This is a genomic window from Shewanella sp. LC6, assembly GCF_006385735.2.
Lineage (GTDB): Bacteria > Pseudomonadota > Gammaproteobacteria > Enterobacterales > Shewanellaceae > Shewanella > Shewanella xiamenensis.
Genome location: NZ_CP043902.1, coordinates 3,879,454 through 3,894,690, shown reverse-complemented (window position 1 = coordinate 3,894,690; position 15,237 = coordinate 3,879,454). Strand labels below are relative to the sequence as shown.

The following is a 15,237-nucleotide window of genomic DNA, read 5'->3' as shown; positions in this document are numbered from 1 at the left end:
TGCCGGTGCAGTTGCATCGGCATTTTTGTTTCTCGCATGGGAGTCTTTCGACTCACCTTGCCTTAAGCGGTAAAGGTTTTCACGCCTTCAGGGGTGCCAACCAGTAACACATCGGCGCCGCGTTTTGCGAATAGACCGTTGGTCACTACGCCGACGATGGCGTTGATCTTATCTTCTAATTCCTTAGGATTGATGATCTTAAGGTTGTAAACGTCGAGGATCACGTTGCCGTTATCAGTCACAACGCCTTCACGGTACACTGGGTCGCCGCCGAGTTTGACGAGTTCACGGGCCACGTAAGAGCGCGCCATTGGGATCACTTCAACGGGCAGAGGGAATTCACCCAAAATATCCACTTGTTTAGTGTTATCCACGATACAGACAAACTTTTCAGCCACAGCCGCAACGATTTTCTCGCGGGTTAATGCCGCGCCGCCGCCTTTGATCATGTCCATATGGCCGTTGATTTCATCGGCACCATCGACATACACAGATAATTTATCGACGCTGTTTAAGTCATAAACTGGGATGCCAAGGGCTTTCATCTTTTGGGTAGAGGCTTCTGAGCTTGATACTGCACCTTCAATATCGGCCTTCATTGTCGCCAAAGCATCGATAAAGTGGTTAACGGTTGAGCCTGTGCCCACACCTACAATGCTGTCCTTCTCAACGTATTTGAGTGCAGCCCAGCCTGCGGCTTTTTTCATTTCATCTTGAGTCATGTTGACATCCTGTAATGGCAAATGAGTAAAAAATTCTGCGCTTAGTATACTCTTTTCCGCCAAATAGTGTGGTGCTATTGCACTATGGCTGTGATCTTGCTTACAGCCCGCACTGATTTAATCTGTGTATAAAGGGAAGTGCTTTAAGATAAAGTACATCTGGATAGAGACAATACTCTATGCGGGCTTAATCTAACTAAGTTACTATTGCCAAAGCAGAATCGGCAAAATAAAACATTGGTTTAAGGGAGTGTGTATGGCAGGGGCAAGTTTATTAACCTTACTCGACGATATTGCATCCATTTTGGATGATGTGGCAGTGATGAGTAAGGTCGCGGCCAAGAAAACCGCTGGGGTGTTAGGCGACGATTTAGCCTTGAATGCGCAGCAGGTGACAGGCGTGAGTGCCGACCGTGAATTACCAGTTGTCTGGGCGGTGGCCTTAGGCTCTTTTCGCAATAAATTGATTTTAGTGCCAGCAGCCATGTTGATCAGCGCCTTTATTCCTTGGGCTGTGACCCCCTTGTTGATGTTCGGCGGCTTGTTTTTATGTTTTGAAGGCTTTGAGAAATTACACCACAGCTATAGCCATCGAAAAGACAAACACGCGGAGCAGACCGAATCGGACTTACCCGAGATAAGCGATCTGGCGGCCTATGAGAAGGAAAAAGTGAAGGGTGCTATCCGCACCGACTTTGTGTTGTCGGCAGAAATTATCGCCATCACCTTAGGCATAGTCGCGGACAAGTCGCTCTCGACGCAGTTTTTTACCCTCGCCGTTATCGGTATCGTGATGACCATAGGCGTTTATGGTTTGGTCGCGGCGATTGTCAAAATGGACGATGCGGGTCTGTATCTGAGCCAACGTCAGGGCGAGTCGAGCTTTACTCGCTTTAATCGTAAGTTGGGTTTTGGTTTACTCAGCGCGGCCCCCGTGTTGATGAAGAGCTTAACCATTATTGGTACTGCCGCCATGTTTATGGTGGGCGGCGGCATTCTAACCCATGGATTACATTGGGTCGGCGAGCAAATCCACCATGCCGAGCAATTCGTGGAAACCTTTGCCCTAGTCGGCCCAGTGCTTGGGTTACTGACGCCAAGCATTCTTAACGCGCTCTTTGGCATCGCGGCGGGCGCGGTGGCGGTATTGGTGATGACTGGATTTCAAAAGCTGCGTAGCTGATCCGTTGTCATCCTTTCATAGCTGGCGATTATAGCGTCAGCTAATCCGAGCTGTGCGAGTGCGAAGGTGCTCGCCGCGATTATTTCAGCGCTCAAGGACGAATTATGCAATTAATGCGTTATTGCCTTTCCCCCAATAAGTTGGCTTGGCTGCGTGAGGAATTAGGCGAACATGCCGACAAACTGCTGGCGGCGATGGATGCGGCGGGCAGCAACTATCTGGCGGAGTTAACCGAGCTCCAAGCGGGGGATTTATCGGCAGGCGATTCGCAACTCAAGTTTGCATGGTTTCAACAAAAGCTTGCCTTAACCACGCGCTTAACGGATGCCGAGCTGGCTAATCTTTCGCCACTGTCGCTGGTGGATATGCGGGACGACATGCGGGTGGAAATGCGAGTAGAATTAGTCATGCTCGATAAGCTTACCGCCGCCTTACAACAACTTAGCAGTGAATCCGTGCTGGGGTTTGATACCGAAACGCGGGCAAGCTTTGAGCCGGGTGTTCAACATCCCTTGAGCTTAGTGCAATTGGCGACCTCCGATACCTGTTATTTATTTCAACAGGCGGTATTGGGTGAGAGGCTCGCTGAGCTTAAACCTTTGCTCGAAAATGAGCAGATCCTCAAAGTGGGGATTGGATTAAGGGGCGATGGCCAAGCACTGAAACGAGATTGGGATATTCATGTCTCCCCTCGACTCGATTTGAATTGGGCGATGGCGCAGCTCCGGGCTGGGAAGGAGATGGGCACGCGGCAATTGGTGGCGGCATTACTGCATAAACGCATCGATAAACCTAAAAAAATTACCCTCTCGAATTGGCAACAGGTGCCTTTATCCCAAGCGCAAATTCAGTACGCCGCCCTCGATGCATTGGCGGCAAACCTCTGTTTTTGGCAGTTAATCGACAAGCTGCAAGGTTTTTATGGCAAAACGACTGTCGGTAATAAACCCTTATTGCCGCCGAGTTTAGCCACACGACTCGCGAGCTATTTTCATCCAGCTTAAGACTTGAGATAAGGTCGCGAAGATAAGGATTAGGGGGGCAAGAGATGTTGGATGCGATTTGTGTACTCACAACCGAGGCTGCGGCAGAGCAGGCTTCGTCACCATTACGACTCAATCCTCATGCTCAGGCCGGTGTCACCTACAGTGTGTTCAAGTTTCAGCAGTTACCCGAGGCTGAGATTGAGCGTTTGCGCCAGCATTTATATTGCCCCGCCTGCTACGGCAAAGCCTATTTTCGTAAAGCATCTAAGGATGGTAGGGCCGCCTGTTTTGGCTCCCGTTACCATGAGCTCGATTGCATCGAATTTAATCCGTCGGCGCAAAAGTCCCGTGAAGAACAAGATGCCCTCGAAGTGCAGCAACAACTGCTCGACGCAGATGCCTTGGTTATCGATTTCTCACTTAATCCCAGTAATAAGAGACCATCTAACTCAGCGCACAAAATCAAGGCTCCCCAAGAGCAAGAGGTTGGAGCCAAAAGTGACATTGAAAATGATACTGAGCAATTAGCGTCAGTACAGGAGCCCAAAGCTGACTATCAGGTAGCGGCCGATAAGCCAGAAATAGCCATCACGGCAAAGCGTACACCGAGCCAAGGGCTAGAAAAGTTACTCCATAGCCTGCTGCGAGGCTCCGATCTGGCGACTTCGGATCTTTGGGTTTATACCGATGATGAGCGTAAGTACCGCTGGCGGGCGAAGAATTTGTTTGTGAATTTTGCCGATGCGGATCCGACGGATAATAAACCCCATATGTACTGGGGCACTATCTCCCATAGCGACCCGACGTTATCTTGGCTCAATCCTGCCGACAGTAAAGACATAGGCATTCCTATTGAGGCCGTCAAAATCAAACTGTTTAAGCGCTTTAATATCGAAGATAAGCGGGATTTAGAGGGCGCAGGGCTTATCCTGTTTGGTAAGTGTTTTTGGAATAAGGATAAGACCCGCAAGATTATCCAGCTTTGGGACAATGATTTGCGGCGAATTTTTATCTCAACCCTTGATGATTAACTTTCAGCGATGGGATTAATTAGTGAGTGCTTGGTACGCACAGCGCTTAAATTTATCCTTTAAGGCGTTTTCACGACTCTTTTGTGAGTTTCTGGGGCATAGACAGAGCATCAGGTTTCACCGTTTACGCTGTTGCCAGCGGGTTTTGAACATTCTGCAATGAGCTTACATGACGACTTTTTCAGCTTTATGCCAATTAAATCAACAGTAGATGCAAAACTTGTTTGAAAATTCCTCAGTTAATTAAGTTTGTCATAAAAAGTCCTTTACCTTTGAGAGTGCTTTTAGCATAATGCCCCACGTCAACAGGGGTGTAGTTCCAATTGGTAGAACAGCGGTCTCCAAAACCGATGGTTGCGGGTTCGAGTCCTGCCACCCCTGCCAAATAAAACAACGGCTTGCATAGAAATATGCGAGCCGTTTTATTTTAGCCGTCATAAAATTTCGTAGTGCATTTGCTTACATTTGTTAAGTAAAGGTATTTGCAACTTTCGTAGTGTCTAACATACAATCGCAATCCATTTGGTTTGAGGATGTATGGTTTGAGCTCTGTGATGCAAACAAGGCGCAGATTAGCACTATGGCTTGCAGCCATCTTAGTGTTGCTGTCTGTTGCGTTTGCGGTGCACAGTGTTTCCCACCTCAATGATGATACCAAAGCCCATTGCGCGCTGTGTTTGCATCAGCACCAATTGCAGCATGCCCTCTCATACTCTCCTTTAGATTTTCAAGTTGCTCAACAGGGTGTTATCTCGGTTGAGTTTGATGTTATTTCCTTTAAGACGCCATTTAGGCGCAACTTCCTTAGCCGCGCGCCGCCGCTAGCAGCCTAACTCCTGCTTTTTATCTATTTCTCTTATTTTTCGAGCGCCTTGGCTTAACCAAGGCGCCCGATGCTGTTTATTTTTGGAGTAAAAAATGGCTACTTATGTCATTCAAAAGCGCTCGGTATTACTGCTGGGCGTGACGTTGTTGGCGTTGGATACGAGTGTTCCCCTATTGGCCGCCGAGGCGCTGCAAACTGATAACACTGGACTTAATAATGATATCGAGCGTTTAAGCATTCATTATCGACAGGCCTACCGCGGCAATGTGCCTGCGACTGAGTTACCTCAGGCCATCACAGTGCTGGATGAGCAACTGATTAAAGATACTGGGCTGACGCGTTTTCAAGACTTATTGGATTATTCTGCCAGTGTCGCGCGGCAAAACAACGGTGGTGGGCTATGGGATAGTTTTTCGTTACGGGGCTTTCCTGGGAATGAAAACATGCCATCGGGCTATTTAATTAATGGTTTTAATGGTGGCCGAGGTTTTAGTGGTCACCGAGATCTATCGAACGTAGCCTATGTGGAAATCCTTAAAGGCCCGGGCTCGGCGCTTTATGGACGCTCGGAGCCCGGCGGTACTGTGAATATTGTGACTAAAAAACCGCAGTACGAGGCGCAGGGCTATTTAAAAGCCTCCGCGGGGAGTTTTGAGCAATATCGGTTAGAAGGGGATTTTACTTCGGGGCTGACCGATACCTTGGCCTTTCGGATCAATGGCGCTTGGCAGGAGCATGACAGTTTTCGCGATCATGTATTTAGCGATAAAAAGATCGTCACGCCATCGCTACGCTGGCAACTGTCCGATAAGTCATCGCTCCTGTATGAGGTTGAATATCTTAAGCAAGAACAGTTATTTGACCGTGGCGTAGTAGTGCTCAATAACGACTTTAATACCGTGCCCCGTTCGCGTTACTTAGGCGAGCCCAACGATGGGCCAACTAAAGTGGATGCGACTGGGCATCAGCTTACCTATGAGTATGAATTAAATGAGGATTGGTCGCTTACCGCGGGTTATAACTACCGCGATTCGAGTCTGAATGGCTACTCATCGGATGCCGAATTAGCAAAGGGACGTCAATCATTATATGACGATGGCCGTACTCTGACGCGGCAGCATCGCTATCGAGATTACGCTTCTGAAGACCATTCTGTTCGGGCCGAACTCAGCGGCCAGTTTGATACTGGCAACATAAGGCACAATCTGCTGCTCGGGACGGATGCCTATCATTATCGACTAAAAACGGGACTCTACCGTTATCGAGGCAAGAAGGGCGCCTATGCTATCGATATTTTTACGCCCCAATATGGCGCGGCTCAGCCTGAGGTCAGTTTGCTCTATGAAAACCGAGAGACTCAAGATGCCTGGGGTGCCTATTTACAGGATCAATTGGAGTTAACCGAGCACTGGAAATTGCATTTAGGGTTAAGGTTTGACCGTTATTCCCAAGAAATTGCAGAGCAGATCAACGAGAGTCTGTCGGATCAAAGCGATCACAGAGTCAGCCCGAAAGTCGGATTAGTGTATCAATGGTCTGAGGCGTTAAGTGTTTACGGCTCCTATTCGGAAGGGTTTTTACCGCTTTCTGGCACTGATTATGCGGGTAATCCCTTCGAGCCAGAGGAGAGTAAATCCATCGAGTTAGGGGTTAAGTTCAACAACACTTGGTTTGAGTTACCCGTTAATGGCAGCTTGGCTTGGTTTGATGCGCAAAAGAGCAATATCTTGACCTCAGATCCCGTCAATGTCGGCTTTTCGGCAACCCTTGGTGAAGCTAAGAGCACGGGGATTGAATTGGATGTCGCGACCGAGTTGACCGAGAGCTTACAAGCGACTTTGTCCTATGCCTACCTGAATACTCGCACGGTGAACGACAGCCTGAATCTGGATTGGGGCGTGTTAATTCCGGCGGGCAGTCCGCTGGTCAATGTGCCAAAACACACGGGCAGTATCATTCTCAAGCAGGACTTAAATGATCTTTCTATCGACGGTCATTTAGGGCTGAGTTGGCGTTATGTGGACTCTCGTTTGGGTGATTCGGCCGATCCGAGTTTTCAATTACCGAGTTATCAGTTACTTGGAATGTTTTTCACGACTCGACTTGCTGACAACTTAAGTCTCGCGCTCAATGTCGATAACCTGCTGGATGAGCACTATATCGCTAGCAGTTATTCGGCGCTGTGGGCCGTGCCGGGTGAGCCACGTAACGTTAAAGTGAGTGTTAGCTATGAATTCTAATGTCACAGTGACACCCATGGCTTCGTCTGTGGCGCCTCAGCTGCAAGGGCGTCAGCGAATCAATAGCATCGACATGATGCGCGGCTTAGTGATGCTGATTATGTTGCTCGACCATGTGCGGGAGCGGTTTTTCCTGCATATGCAGGTGAGCGACCCAGTGGATTTAAGCACAACAAACTGGGCGCTGTTTGTCAGCCGTTTTGCAGCGCACTTTTGTGCGCCTGTGTTCGTCTTTTTAACTGGGGTCTCGGCCTGGCTTTACACCAATCGTGGCTATGGTGAGCCGCGCTCTGCACGCGAGTTTTTAATCAAGCGCGGGCTATTCTTAATCGCCCTCGAGGTGCTGGTGATTAATTTTTCATGGATGGGCAATTATCACACCCTCTGGTTGCAGGTGATTTGGGTGATAGGGCTGAGCATGTTGGCCCTTGCGGCATTAATCAACCTCCCGAGGTTGTGGATGGCATTACTCGGACTATTGATTATCTTTGGCCATAACCTATTGTCGCCTATTCATTTTACGCCAGACGAGTGGGGCTATAGTCTGTGGACGATACTGCATGACCGAGGTTATTTGATTGCCGAGGGCGAGCTTAAGCTGAAAATAAGTTACCCAGCGCTACCTTGGATTGGCGTGATTTTATTGGGCTATGTGGCTGGCCCCTTATTTGGCAGAGGGAGTGATGCGGGGCTGCGTCAGCAAAAATTAATACTGTTAGGACTTGGCTGCGCTCTGCTGTTTGGCTTGCTGCGCGGATTCAATATCTACGGCGAGACGTTGCCTTGGCAGTTTGGCGATACTCTAGGTCAAACCTTAATGTCGGTATTTAATCTAACTAAGTATCCGCCATCACTGAGTTTTTTGTTGGTGACCTTGTGCGGGATGTTCTACGGCTTAGTGGTGTTTGAGCGCTATTTTGCTACAGGCAGAGTATTAGGTTGGATGGGGCAGAGGTTAGCAGTGTTTGGCTCTGTACCTATGTTCTTCTATATCTTGCACTTATATGTGCTGCTGTTGCTGTATTCGCTGGCTAAAGGGATATTTGGCGCCAACCATGGTGAGCTGTTTGGCGTAGCGCATATGGGGTGGGTATGGCTGATAAGCTTAGTCTTAATTCCTTTGCTCTATTATCCCGTGCGCTGGTTTAGCCGTTACAAAGGACAGAGTCCGCAGGCTTGGCTTAAGTATCTCTAAATTAGCTTTACCCTAAAACAATGCCCAATAAAAATAGCCGAGCGCGTGACTGCTCGGCCATTTGGCTTGGGGATGATGAAAAGGTTATTCGCTTAATAAGCTACGTAACATCCACGCATTTTTCTCATGGAGTTGAATGCGCTGGGTGAGTAAATCTGCCGTGGCCTCGTCGTTGGCTTGGCTAACCAAGGGATAGAGCGCACGGGCATTTCTAATCACTACTTCTTGGTCGCTTAACAGTTCACGGATCATGGTTTCAGCTTTAGTGACACCTTGATCTTCACGGATTTCGGTCAACTTGGCATAGTCCGAATAGGAACCTAATGCCCTTGCGCCCAATGCTCGTACCCGCTCGGCGATTAAATCGACCGCTAAGGCAAGCTCGGTATATTGCTGTTCAAACAATAAGTGCAAGCTAGTGAACATGGGGCCTGTGACGTTCCAGTGAAAGCTGTGGGTCTTAAGGTAAAGGCTGTAGCTGTCGGCCAATAACTGATTTAACCCTGCGGCGATTTCTTCTCTATGAGCTTGGTTGATGCCGATGTTAATCATGGAAATTCCTCCTATTGTCCTACTCAATGAAGATAGATTATCAAATAAGCTAAACATATAAAGCGGTTAAAATAGATTCATAAAATCGATTTTACAGATTAAAGCGTAAGTAAACGTTTGGCTTGAGCCATGAACCGTATCTTGGCAATAACATTCGGCCCATTTAGCTGGTATCCTTATGTGGTGTCAGTGCTTAATGAAACCCCAATAACCCCATGAATAAATCTGCCTATTTAGCCGCGATGGAGATAACTCCTTGGCAGCTTCGCGATACTAAAGTGCGACCTTATCAAGTGGTTTGGGATGTTGATGATATGTCGTCTGCCGCTGAGCCACTGATTGATACTGTCCTTGGTTTAATTGGGATCAGTAAGGATGACTGTGAGTTCAACACTGAGCCACATAAGGGTAAACCCATCGTCTGGGATTTACGTCGCCACAGGGTTAGGCCCAGAGTGGCTTGGTTAGTGTCGGATCCCCTAGCTGAGTTACTAACGCGCAGTGAGGCAAAGCGCGCCTTGTGGGGGCAGATTTGCCAGTGGCGTGAGCAGCAATTAACGGCCTAGTCGTGTCCAGTACACATTATCGTGAGTTACCTTTTAATTTGGATTTTCCCGTGAGTCATCAAGTCCTTAATACCCTTAACGAATCATTGCAAATCGTGCTTCTGACGCCAACCGATGTGAGTCAAATGGCGCGCATTGAAGCGAGTGCTCATTCCCATCCTATGAGTGAGAATAACCTTGCCGATTGTTTTGGCCACTTGTACCGCGTTATTGGGTTAATGCAACGTGATGAGTTGCTCGGCTTCGCGATTGTGCAGCAGATTGTCGATGAGGCAACGCTGCTGGATATTTGTTTGCCGCCAGAACAACAAGGGCGAGGATATGGGCATCTGCTACTCACGGCGGTTGTCGACTGCGCTAAGGCTGCCAAGGCGGTGGTGCTGATGCTGGAGGTTCGCGAATCAAATCTTGCCGCGCGCGCACTCTATCAGAAGCGGGGCTTTGTCGAAACCGGTCGTCGCAAAGGCTATTATCCTTTGGCAGAGGGCAAAGAAGATGCGATTTTGATGGATTTAGCCTTAATCGAAACGGTTTAAGGTTTTCAAAGTAGATATAAAAAAAAACAGCGCCTTAGCGCTGTTTTTTATGGGGCTAATAAAGCGAAGGTTACTTCACTTCTTTACCTTGAGCTTGCAAGTCTGCATGGTAGCTTGAACGCACTAATGGACCACAAGCAGCATGGGTAAAGCCTAGCTCATCGGCAAGGGCTTTAAGCTCATCAAACTCGGCTGGTGAGACGTAACGCTCAACCGGCAGATGGAACTTAGACGGTTGCAGATATTGGCCTAAGGTCAACATTTCAACCTTGTGCTCACGTAAGTCGCGCAGTACTTGGGCGATTTCTTCGTTGGTTTCACCTAGCCCCATCATCAGTCCCGATTTTGTCGGCACATTGGGATGACGCTCTTTAAAGCGCTTCAGTAGGTCGAGTGACCATTGATAGTTCGCACCTGGACGCGCTTTGCGATAATGCATAGGCGCAGTTTCTAGGTTGTGGTTGAACACATCAGGCGGCTCGGTCGACAGAATGTCGAGGGCGGCGTCGATACGGCCACGGAAATCGGGCACTAAGATCTCAATCTTAATCTCGGGATTGAGCTTACGGATCTCACGGATACAGTCGGCAAAGTGCTGGGCACCGCCATCACGCAAATCATCGCGGTCAACCGAGGTGATTACCACGTATTTTAGCTTCATATCACGGATGGTTTGAGCCAATTTAACAGGCTCTTCCGCATCGGGCTTGAGTGGACGACCATGGGCCACGTCGCAGAATGGGCAGCGGCGAGTACAAATTGCGCCCAAAATCATAAAGGTCGCGGTGCCATGGTTAAAACATTCTGCCAAGTTAGGACAAGAAGCTTCTTCACAGACCGAGTGCAGGCCGTTAGCGCGTAACGCTTGCTTAATATCGAGAATGCGTTGGTTAGACGCGGGCAGTTTAACCCTTAACCAATCGGGTTTGCGTAACATGGTTTCGCGCTCAGAGGGCACGATTTTAACCGGAATGCGCGAGACTTTATCGGCATCTCTTAATTTGACTCCGGGTTGTAAACGTTCAGGCCTATTCATGACGCTGCTAATCCTTGATGATGAACTAGATGTTGGTAGCCCAGTAGTTGGCTAAAGGTAATAATGAGTTGCTCGCCTGCTTCAATCACGGTTTGTGGGCCGCCAAGTTCCTTACATTGCACCATCTCAAGACCAGCATAACCACAGGGGTTAATGCGTCGAAACGGCGCTAGATCCATATCCACATTCAGTGCTAAGCCATGGAATGAACAGCCTTTACGGATCCTAAGACCTAAAGAGGCAATTTTGCGCTCATCCACATACACGCCCGGCGCATCGGCCTTGGCGTAGGCATTGATAGCGTATTTGGCGAGCATATCGATAATGCTTTGCTCGATATGGGTCACAAGTTGGCGGACACCCACTTTACTGCGTTTAATATCGAGGAGAGGGTAGACAACTAATTGTCCTGGTCCGTGGTAAGTGACTTGACCACCACGATCCACTTGGATCACGGGAATATCGCCCGGATTCAAAATATGTTCGCTTTTACCGGCTTGGCCTTGGGTAAATACGGGTGGATGTTCAACGATCCACAGTTCGTCTGGACTGTCGCTGTTACGAGTGTCGGTGTAATGCTGCATTGCATGCCACACAGACTCATAATCCTGCTGTCCCAGATGCCGAATATGCAAAGTGGTGTCTTGCAAGGGCAACCTCTCCCCTATAATTGAGTGGCGCTATTATACGCCTCTTGGCCATAAATGTAAGATAGATCACATTTTATAGCCTTGAGGAATACTTATAGTACGCGGCGAACGCCTTCGATACCGGCAAGCTCAGTGTACAGTATTTCGATATGATCTTTGCTGGTCACAGTGACACGGATAGTGACTGAATAGTAGCTCCCTTTGCTCGAGGCTTTAACTGTTGGTGAATAATCACCTGGAGCGTGTTTTTGCACTACCGCAACCACTCTATCCGTTAAGGTTTCGTGGGCATCGCCAACCACTTTGAATGGGAAGGCGCAGGGAAACTCCATGAGTTCATCAAATTTTGTGTTTAACATAGTCGTGCTCAATAACCATTTTAATAGGAACTATATGGTGGCGATTATACCCGATTCAAGGGCGATACTCCCCCAAAAACAACAAAGCCACCCGAAGGTGGCTGAGTTTTGTGAGCCGGATTAGCTAAACCAACCAGAAAACAGTTGCTTAAAGTAATCAACTAATTTGCTGAACCAGCTGCCTTCGTTGACTTCTTGTAAGGTGACTAGCGGGAATTGCGCAATATCTTTGCCATCTAACTGGAAGTATAAACGACCCACTGTTTCACCTTTTTTCAGTGGTGCGTCCAGTGGCTTAGTCAGTTCGAAGTTGGCTTTTAAGTCTTTTGCACGGCCACGGCTGACGGTAACTGGTGCATCTGTAGCGACACCTAAATCGACGGTACTCTTATCACCGTACCAAATTTTTTGCGTCACGAAGCTGTCGCCGGCCTTGTAAGGGGTCACTGTTTCGAAGAAGCGGAAACCATAGGTCAGTAGTTTTTTACTTTCGGCTTTACGAGCGGCTTCACTTTGAGTGCCTAATACCACTGAAATCAAACGCATACCGTCCTTAGTTGCAGAAGCGACTAAGTTATAACCTGCTCCAGAAGTGTGGCCGGTTTTGATACCATCTACATTCATGCTGTTATCCCACAGCAGACCATTACGGTTATATTGTTTGATACCGTTGAAAGTATAGTATTTTTCGCTGTAGACACGGTATTCTTCTGGCACGTCACGAATGAGTGCTGCACCTAAAAGTGCCATATCATAGGCCGTCGTTTTATGGTTCTCTGAATCTAGGCCATGGGAGTTTTCAAAGTAGCTATCACGCATACCAAGCTGCTTTGCCCACGAGTTCATCATGTCAACAAAGGCGCCTTCAGTACCCGCAATATGTTCGGCCATCGCGACACAAGCATCGTTACCGGATTGAATGATGATGCCGCGGTTTAAGTCAGAAACTTTTACGGTTTTACCCACTTCGATAAACATTTTCGATGAGTCAGAGAAGTTCTTCGACCAAGCATTTTTACTGATGGTGACATCATCATCGGGAGATACGTTACCGGCTTTAATTTCCTGACCAATCACATAGCTGGTCATCATCTTCGTTAAGCTGGCGGGGTTTAAACTCTCGTATGCATTTTCTTCGGCAATGATTTGGCCTGAATTATAATCCATCAAGATGTAAGCCTTGGCGGCCACGGTTGGTGCATCAGGGGTAACAATCGGCTGCGCAGCATAAACAGGAAGAGAAACACTCGAAATTAGCAGCAATGTCTTAATGGGACTTTTTACAAAATTCATCATTAACTTAGCACGTCTTTTTGGTTGTATTGAAAGAAAAGGCAAAATAGTTTCGCGAGTATACCACCCTTCGACAAAGGTTTTCAGTGAAGGTTCCTTCATCTGCGGTATTTTTAAGCTAAATTGACTCCATAATGTGAGTGTTCACTATTCCAAAACCATATAGCCTTCGGGATAGCCATCTTGTTTCACTTTAATGAGTAATCGGTCGGCAAGCTCCGTTTGACCAATCGGACCGAGCTGTAGTCTAAACATATTGTTTGCCGGTTGTACACGAGTCTTGACCTGATATTTCTTCTCCAGATCCTTCGCTATTTTATGGAGTCGCTGTTTATCCTTCGAAGCCACTAACTGTATATAGTGGTTTCCTGAGGATTGAATATTGGCTATTGCCGATTGGGTTGCGGTTTTATTGCCAATATAGATGACATCCAGTTTTATGCGTGCCGTGCCTGTGCCTAGCATACCAAGCTTATAGGCGGCGGCATAGGATAAGTCTAAAATCCGGTCAGAGTGGAACGGACCGCGATCATTAATGCGAATAATCACCTGCTTATTGTTATCTAAGTTAGTGACGCGAGCGTAGCTTGGTAGGGGTAGGGTCTTATGGGCACCAGACATGCCGAACATATCGTAGGGTTCACCATTGGATGTCTCATAACCGTGGAATTTTTCGCCGTACCATGAGGCGCGACCCATTTCGGAAAAGCCTTCCCCCGAGTCTAATACCGTATAGGACTCACCATAAACCGTATAGGGTTTGTTACCGCGGCGGCTATAGGGTTCATATTTTGGGGTCGCATTCGGTACATGATCTACATTGGGTGGATTAAGGGGCATCTTATCGTTTTTAAGCGCGTAGCGGCCCTTATTGGGATCCATATTCTTATTCTTCACGCTGGCTGAGCCAGAGTTAGAACTCGAGCAGGCCGCGAGCGCAAAACAGCAGCCGAGCATCAAAAGCGATAAAAGATTATTTTTTAGCGTCATGTTGTTGCTTCAGTTGTTGGCTAAATTGATAAACAGCCATGGAATACAAGGGGCTACGGTTATAACGGGTGATTACATAAAAATTATTGAGCCCTAACCAGTAATCTTTACTTCCCACTTGTTCTAGCTCGATAAGCATGGCTTTTTGCGAGGCATCTAAATCGCGGGCGTTGGCTAGCGATAAGCTCGGGGAGAGAATATCAGAGACCTTGTATTGTAACTTCTCGCCTGCCCACACTTTGGCTTTAGGTGTATTGGCACTGCTATTCACTAAGGGTAAAGCAACGGGGGCATGCAATTGCCAGCCATGTTCATGGAAGTAATTGGCAACACTGCCAATGGCGTCCTCTGGACTCTGGAGTAAATCACGGTTGCCGCTGCCATCAAAATCCACAGCATAGTGGCGGTAACTTGAAGGAATAAACTGACCAAAGCCCATGGCGCCAGCGTAGGAGCCTTTGAGGTTATTGATATCTAAGTGTTCTTCTTTTACCAGCCTCATTAATTCACCAAATTCCTTGCGGAAGAAGGTGGCTCTTGGCTCGTAATAAAATCCTAAGGTATAGAGTGCGTCGATAACCGGATAATTACCCGTGTACTGGCCATAGAAAGTTTCGATACCAATAATAGCCACAATAATTTGTGGTTCGACTTGGTACTTAGTGGCGGCTTTGGCAATCGTCGCCTCGTGTTTTTTCCAGAAGGCCAGACCTGCGTTGAGGCGTTTTTCGGTTAAGAAAATCGGATAATACTGATGCCAAGGTTTCGCTTCCCAAGGACGCGAAATCGCATCGATAACGGCTTGGTTGTAGTTGGCTTTGGCCAAGAAATTTTCGACTTCGGCTTGGGTAAAGCCTTGTGCCATTTGGGTTTTGATAAACTCAGCCTTTAAGGCCTCAGGTAATACTGGTGCCTCGGTTAATACCGGTGTGGGAGCCTGTGTGGTCACGGCGGCACTTGGCTGTGTTGTCGCGGACTCGTTAGCGGTTGAACAGCCAATAAGGTATGAACTGAGGCAAAGCATTGCCAGTGGAGCCAAACAAGCTCGAAGAATCGGCATTAAGAAGTCCCT

Annotated in this window: 16 protein-coding genes and 1 tRNA gene; 9 read left to right on the top strand and 8 right to left on the bottom strand. The window is 47.8% G+C overall.

From position 1 onward, the window contains the following. Positions 1-62: 62 nt before the first annotated feature. Positions 63-722 carry a ribose-5-phosphate isomerase RpiA gene (gene rpiA, locus FJD32_RS17555; protein ID WP_039978629.1) on the bottom strand — a complete coding sequence of 220 codons (660 nt, stop codon included), beginning with the start codon at positions 720-722 and terminating at the stop codon, positions 63-65. Positions 723-978: 256 nt separating this feature from the next. On the opposite strand from rpiA, the gene FJD32_RS17550 reads away from it, so the two are divergent. The 7 genes from FJD32_RS17550 (at position 979) to FJD32_RS17520 (ending at position 8,183) form a co-directional block, all read left to right on the top strand. Beyond that, a complete protein-coding gene (locus FJD32_RS17550; protein WP_088586001.1) occupies positions 979-1,905 on the top strand; it encodes a DUF808 domain-containing protein in 927 nt (308 codons plus the stop codon). Positions 1,906-2,009: 104 nt separating this feature from the next. Continuing rightward, positions 2,010-2,909, top strand: a complete 900-nt coding sequence (locus tag FJD32_RS17545) for a 3'-5' exonuclease (RefSeq protein WP_088586000.1) — start codon at positions 2,010-2,012, stop codon at positions 2,907-2,909. Positions 2,910-2,953: 44 nt separating this feature from the next. Then, positions 2,954-3,922 carry a hypothetical protein gene (locus tag FJD32_RS17540; protein ID WP_037430564.1) on the top strand — a complete coding sequence of 323 codons (969 nt, stop codon included), beginning with the start codon at positions 2,954-2,956 and terminating at the stop codon, positions 3,920-3,922. A gap of 307 nt (positions 3,923-4,229) precedes the next feature. Continuing rightward, positions 4,230-4,306: transfer RNA gene (locus tag FJD32_RS17535), tRNA-Trp, on the top strand. Between the two features lie 158 nt (positions 4,307-4,464). After that, positions 4,465-4,755 (top strand): hypothetical protein, encoded by a 291-nt coding sequence (locus FJD32_RS17530; protein WP_037430576.1) that lies wholly within the window; start codon positions 4,465-4,467, stop codon positions 4,753-4,755. Between the two features lie 85 nt (positions 4,756-4,840). Continuing rightward, on the top strand, positions 4,841-6,988 hold the full coding sequence (locus tag FJD32_RS17525) for a TonB-dependent siderophore receptor (protein WP_088585999.1): 2,148 nt from the start codon (positions 4,841-4,843) through the stop codon (positions 6,986-6,988). Beyond that, positions 6,978-8,183 carry a heparan-alpha-glucosaminide N-acetyltransferase domain-containing protein gene (locus FJD32_RS17520; RefSeq protein ID WP_181159775.1) on the top strand — a complete coding sequence of 402 codons (1,206 nt, stop codon included), beginning with the start codon at positions 6,978-6,980 and terminating at the stop codon, positions 8,181-8,183. Before FJD32_RS17525 ends, FJD32_RS17520 begins: the two co-directional genes overlap by 11 nt. An 84-nt stretch (positions 8,184-8,267) precedes the next feature. Here FJD32_RS17520 and dpsA read toward each other — a convergent pair whose 3' ends face one another. Continuing rightward, on the bottom strand, positions 8,268-8,735 hold the full coding sequence (dpsA, locus tag FJD32_RS17515) for a DNA starvation/stationary phase protection protein DpsA (protein WP_037415139.1): 468 nt from the start codon (positions 8,733-8,735) through the stop codon (positions 8,268-8,270). A gap of 215 nt (positions 8,736-8,950) precedes the next feature. Here dpsA and FJD32_RS17510 point away from each other — a divergent pair, with 215 nt between their 5' ends. Both FJD32_RS17510 and rimI read left to right on the top strand, forming a co-directional pair. After that, positions 8,951-9,301 carry a DNA polymerase III subunit psi gene (locus FJD32_RS17510; protein WP_037415143.1) on the top strand — a complete coding sequence of 117 codons (351 nt, stop codon included), beginning with the start codon at positions 8,951-8,953 and terminating at the stop codon, positions 9,299-9,301. A gap of 125 nt (positions 9,302-9,426) precedes the next feature. After that, on the top strand, positions 9,427-9,837 hold the full coding sequence (gene rimI, locus FJD32_RS17505; RefSeq protein ID WP_226871917.1) for a ribosomal protein S18-alanine N-acetyltransferase: 411 nt from the start codon (positions 9,427-9,429) through the stop codon (positions 9,835-9,837). 70 nt (positions 9,838-9,907) lie between these two features. Here rimI and lipA read toward each other — a convergent pair whose 3' ends face one another. From lipA to mltB, 6 genes are all read right to left on the bottom strand, one after another. Further along, the gene (gene lipA, locus FJD32_RS17500) at positions 9,908-10,873 is read right to left on the bottom strand and encodes a lipoyl synthase (protein WP_023268311.1); all 966 of its coding nucleotides are present in this window, start codon (positions 10,871-10,873) and stop codon (positions 9,908-9,910) included. Then, the gene (gene lipB / locus FJD32_RS17495; protein ID WP_088586977.1) at positions 10,870-11,523 is read right to left on the bottom strand and encodes a lipoyl(octanoyl) transferase LipB; all 654 of its coding nucleotides are present in this window, start codon (positions 11,521-11,523) and stop codon (positions 10,870-10,872) included. Before lipB ends, lipA begins: the two co-directional genes overlap by 4 nt. Positions 11,524-11,615: 92 nt before the next feature. Further along, positions 11,616-11,882 (bottom strand): DUF493 family protein YbeD, encoded by a 267-nt coding sequence (ybeD, locus tag FJD32_RS17490; RefSeq protein ID WP_037415150.1) that lies wholly within the window; start codon positions 11,880-11,882, stop codon positions 11,616-11,618. A gap of 120 nt (positions 11,883-12,002) precedes the next feature. Then, positions 12,003-13,178 carry a serine hydrolase gene (locus FJD32_RS17485; protein WP_037430803.1) on the bottom strand — a complete coding sequence of 392 codons (1,176 nt, stop codon included), beginning with the start codon at positions 13,176-13,178 and terminating at the stop codon, positions 12,003-12,005. Between the two features lie 144 nt (positions 13,179-13,322). Continuing rightward, positions 13,323-14,165: a septal ring lytic transglycosylase RlpA family protein gene (locus FJD32_RS17480; RefSeq protein WP_037415153.1), complete on the bottom strand. Its 843-nt coding sequence runs from the start codon at positions 14,163-14,165 to the stop codon at positions 13,323-13,325. Beyond that, positions 14,149-15,225, bottom strand: coding sequence for a lytic murein transglycosylase B (gene mltB / locus FJD32_RS17475; protein WP_088585997.1), 1,077 nt, complete (start codon positions 15,223-15,225; stop codon positions 14,149-14,151). The genes FJD32_RS17480 and mltB overlap by 17 nt, the downstream gene beginning before the upstream one ends. Between the last annotated feature and the right edge of the window lie 12 nt (positions 15,226-15,237).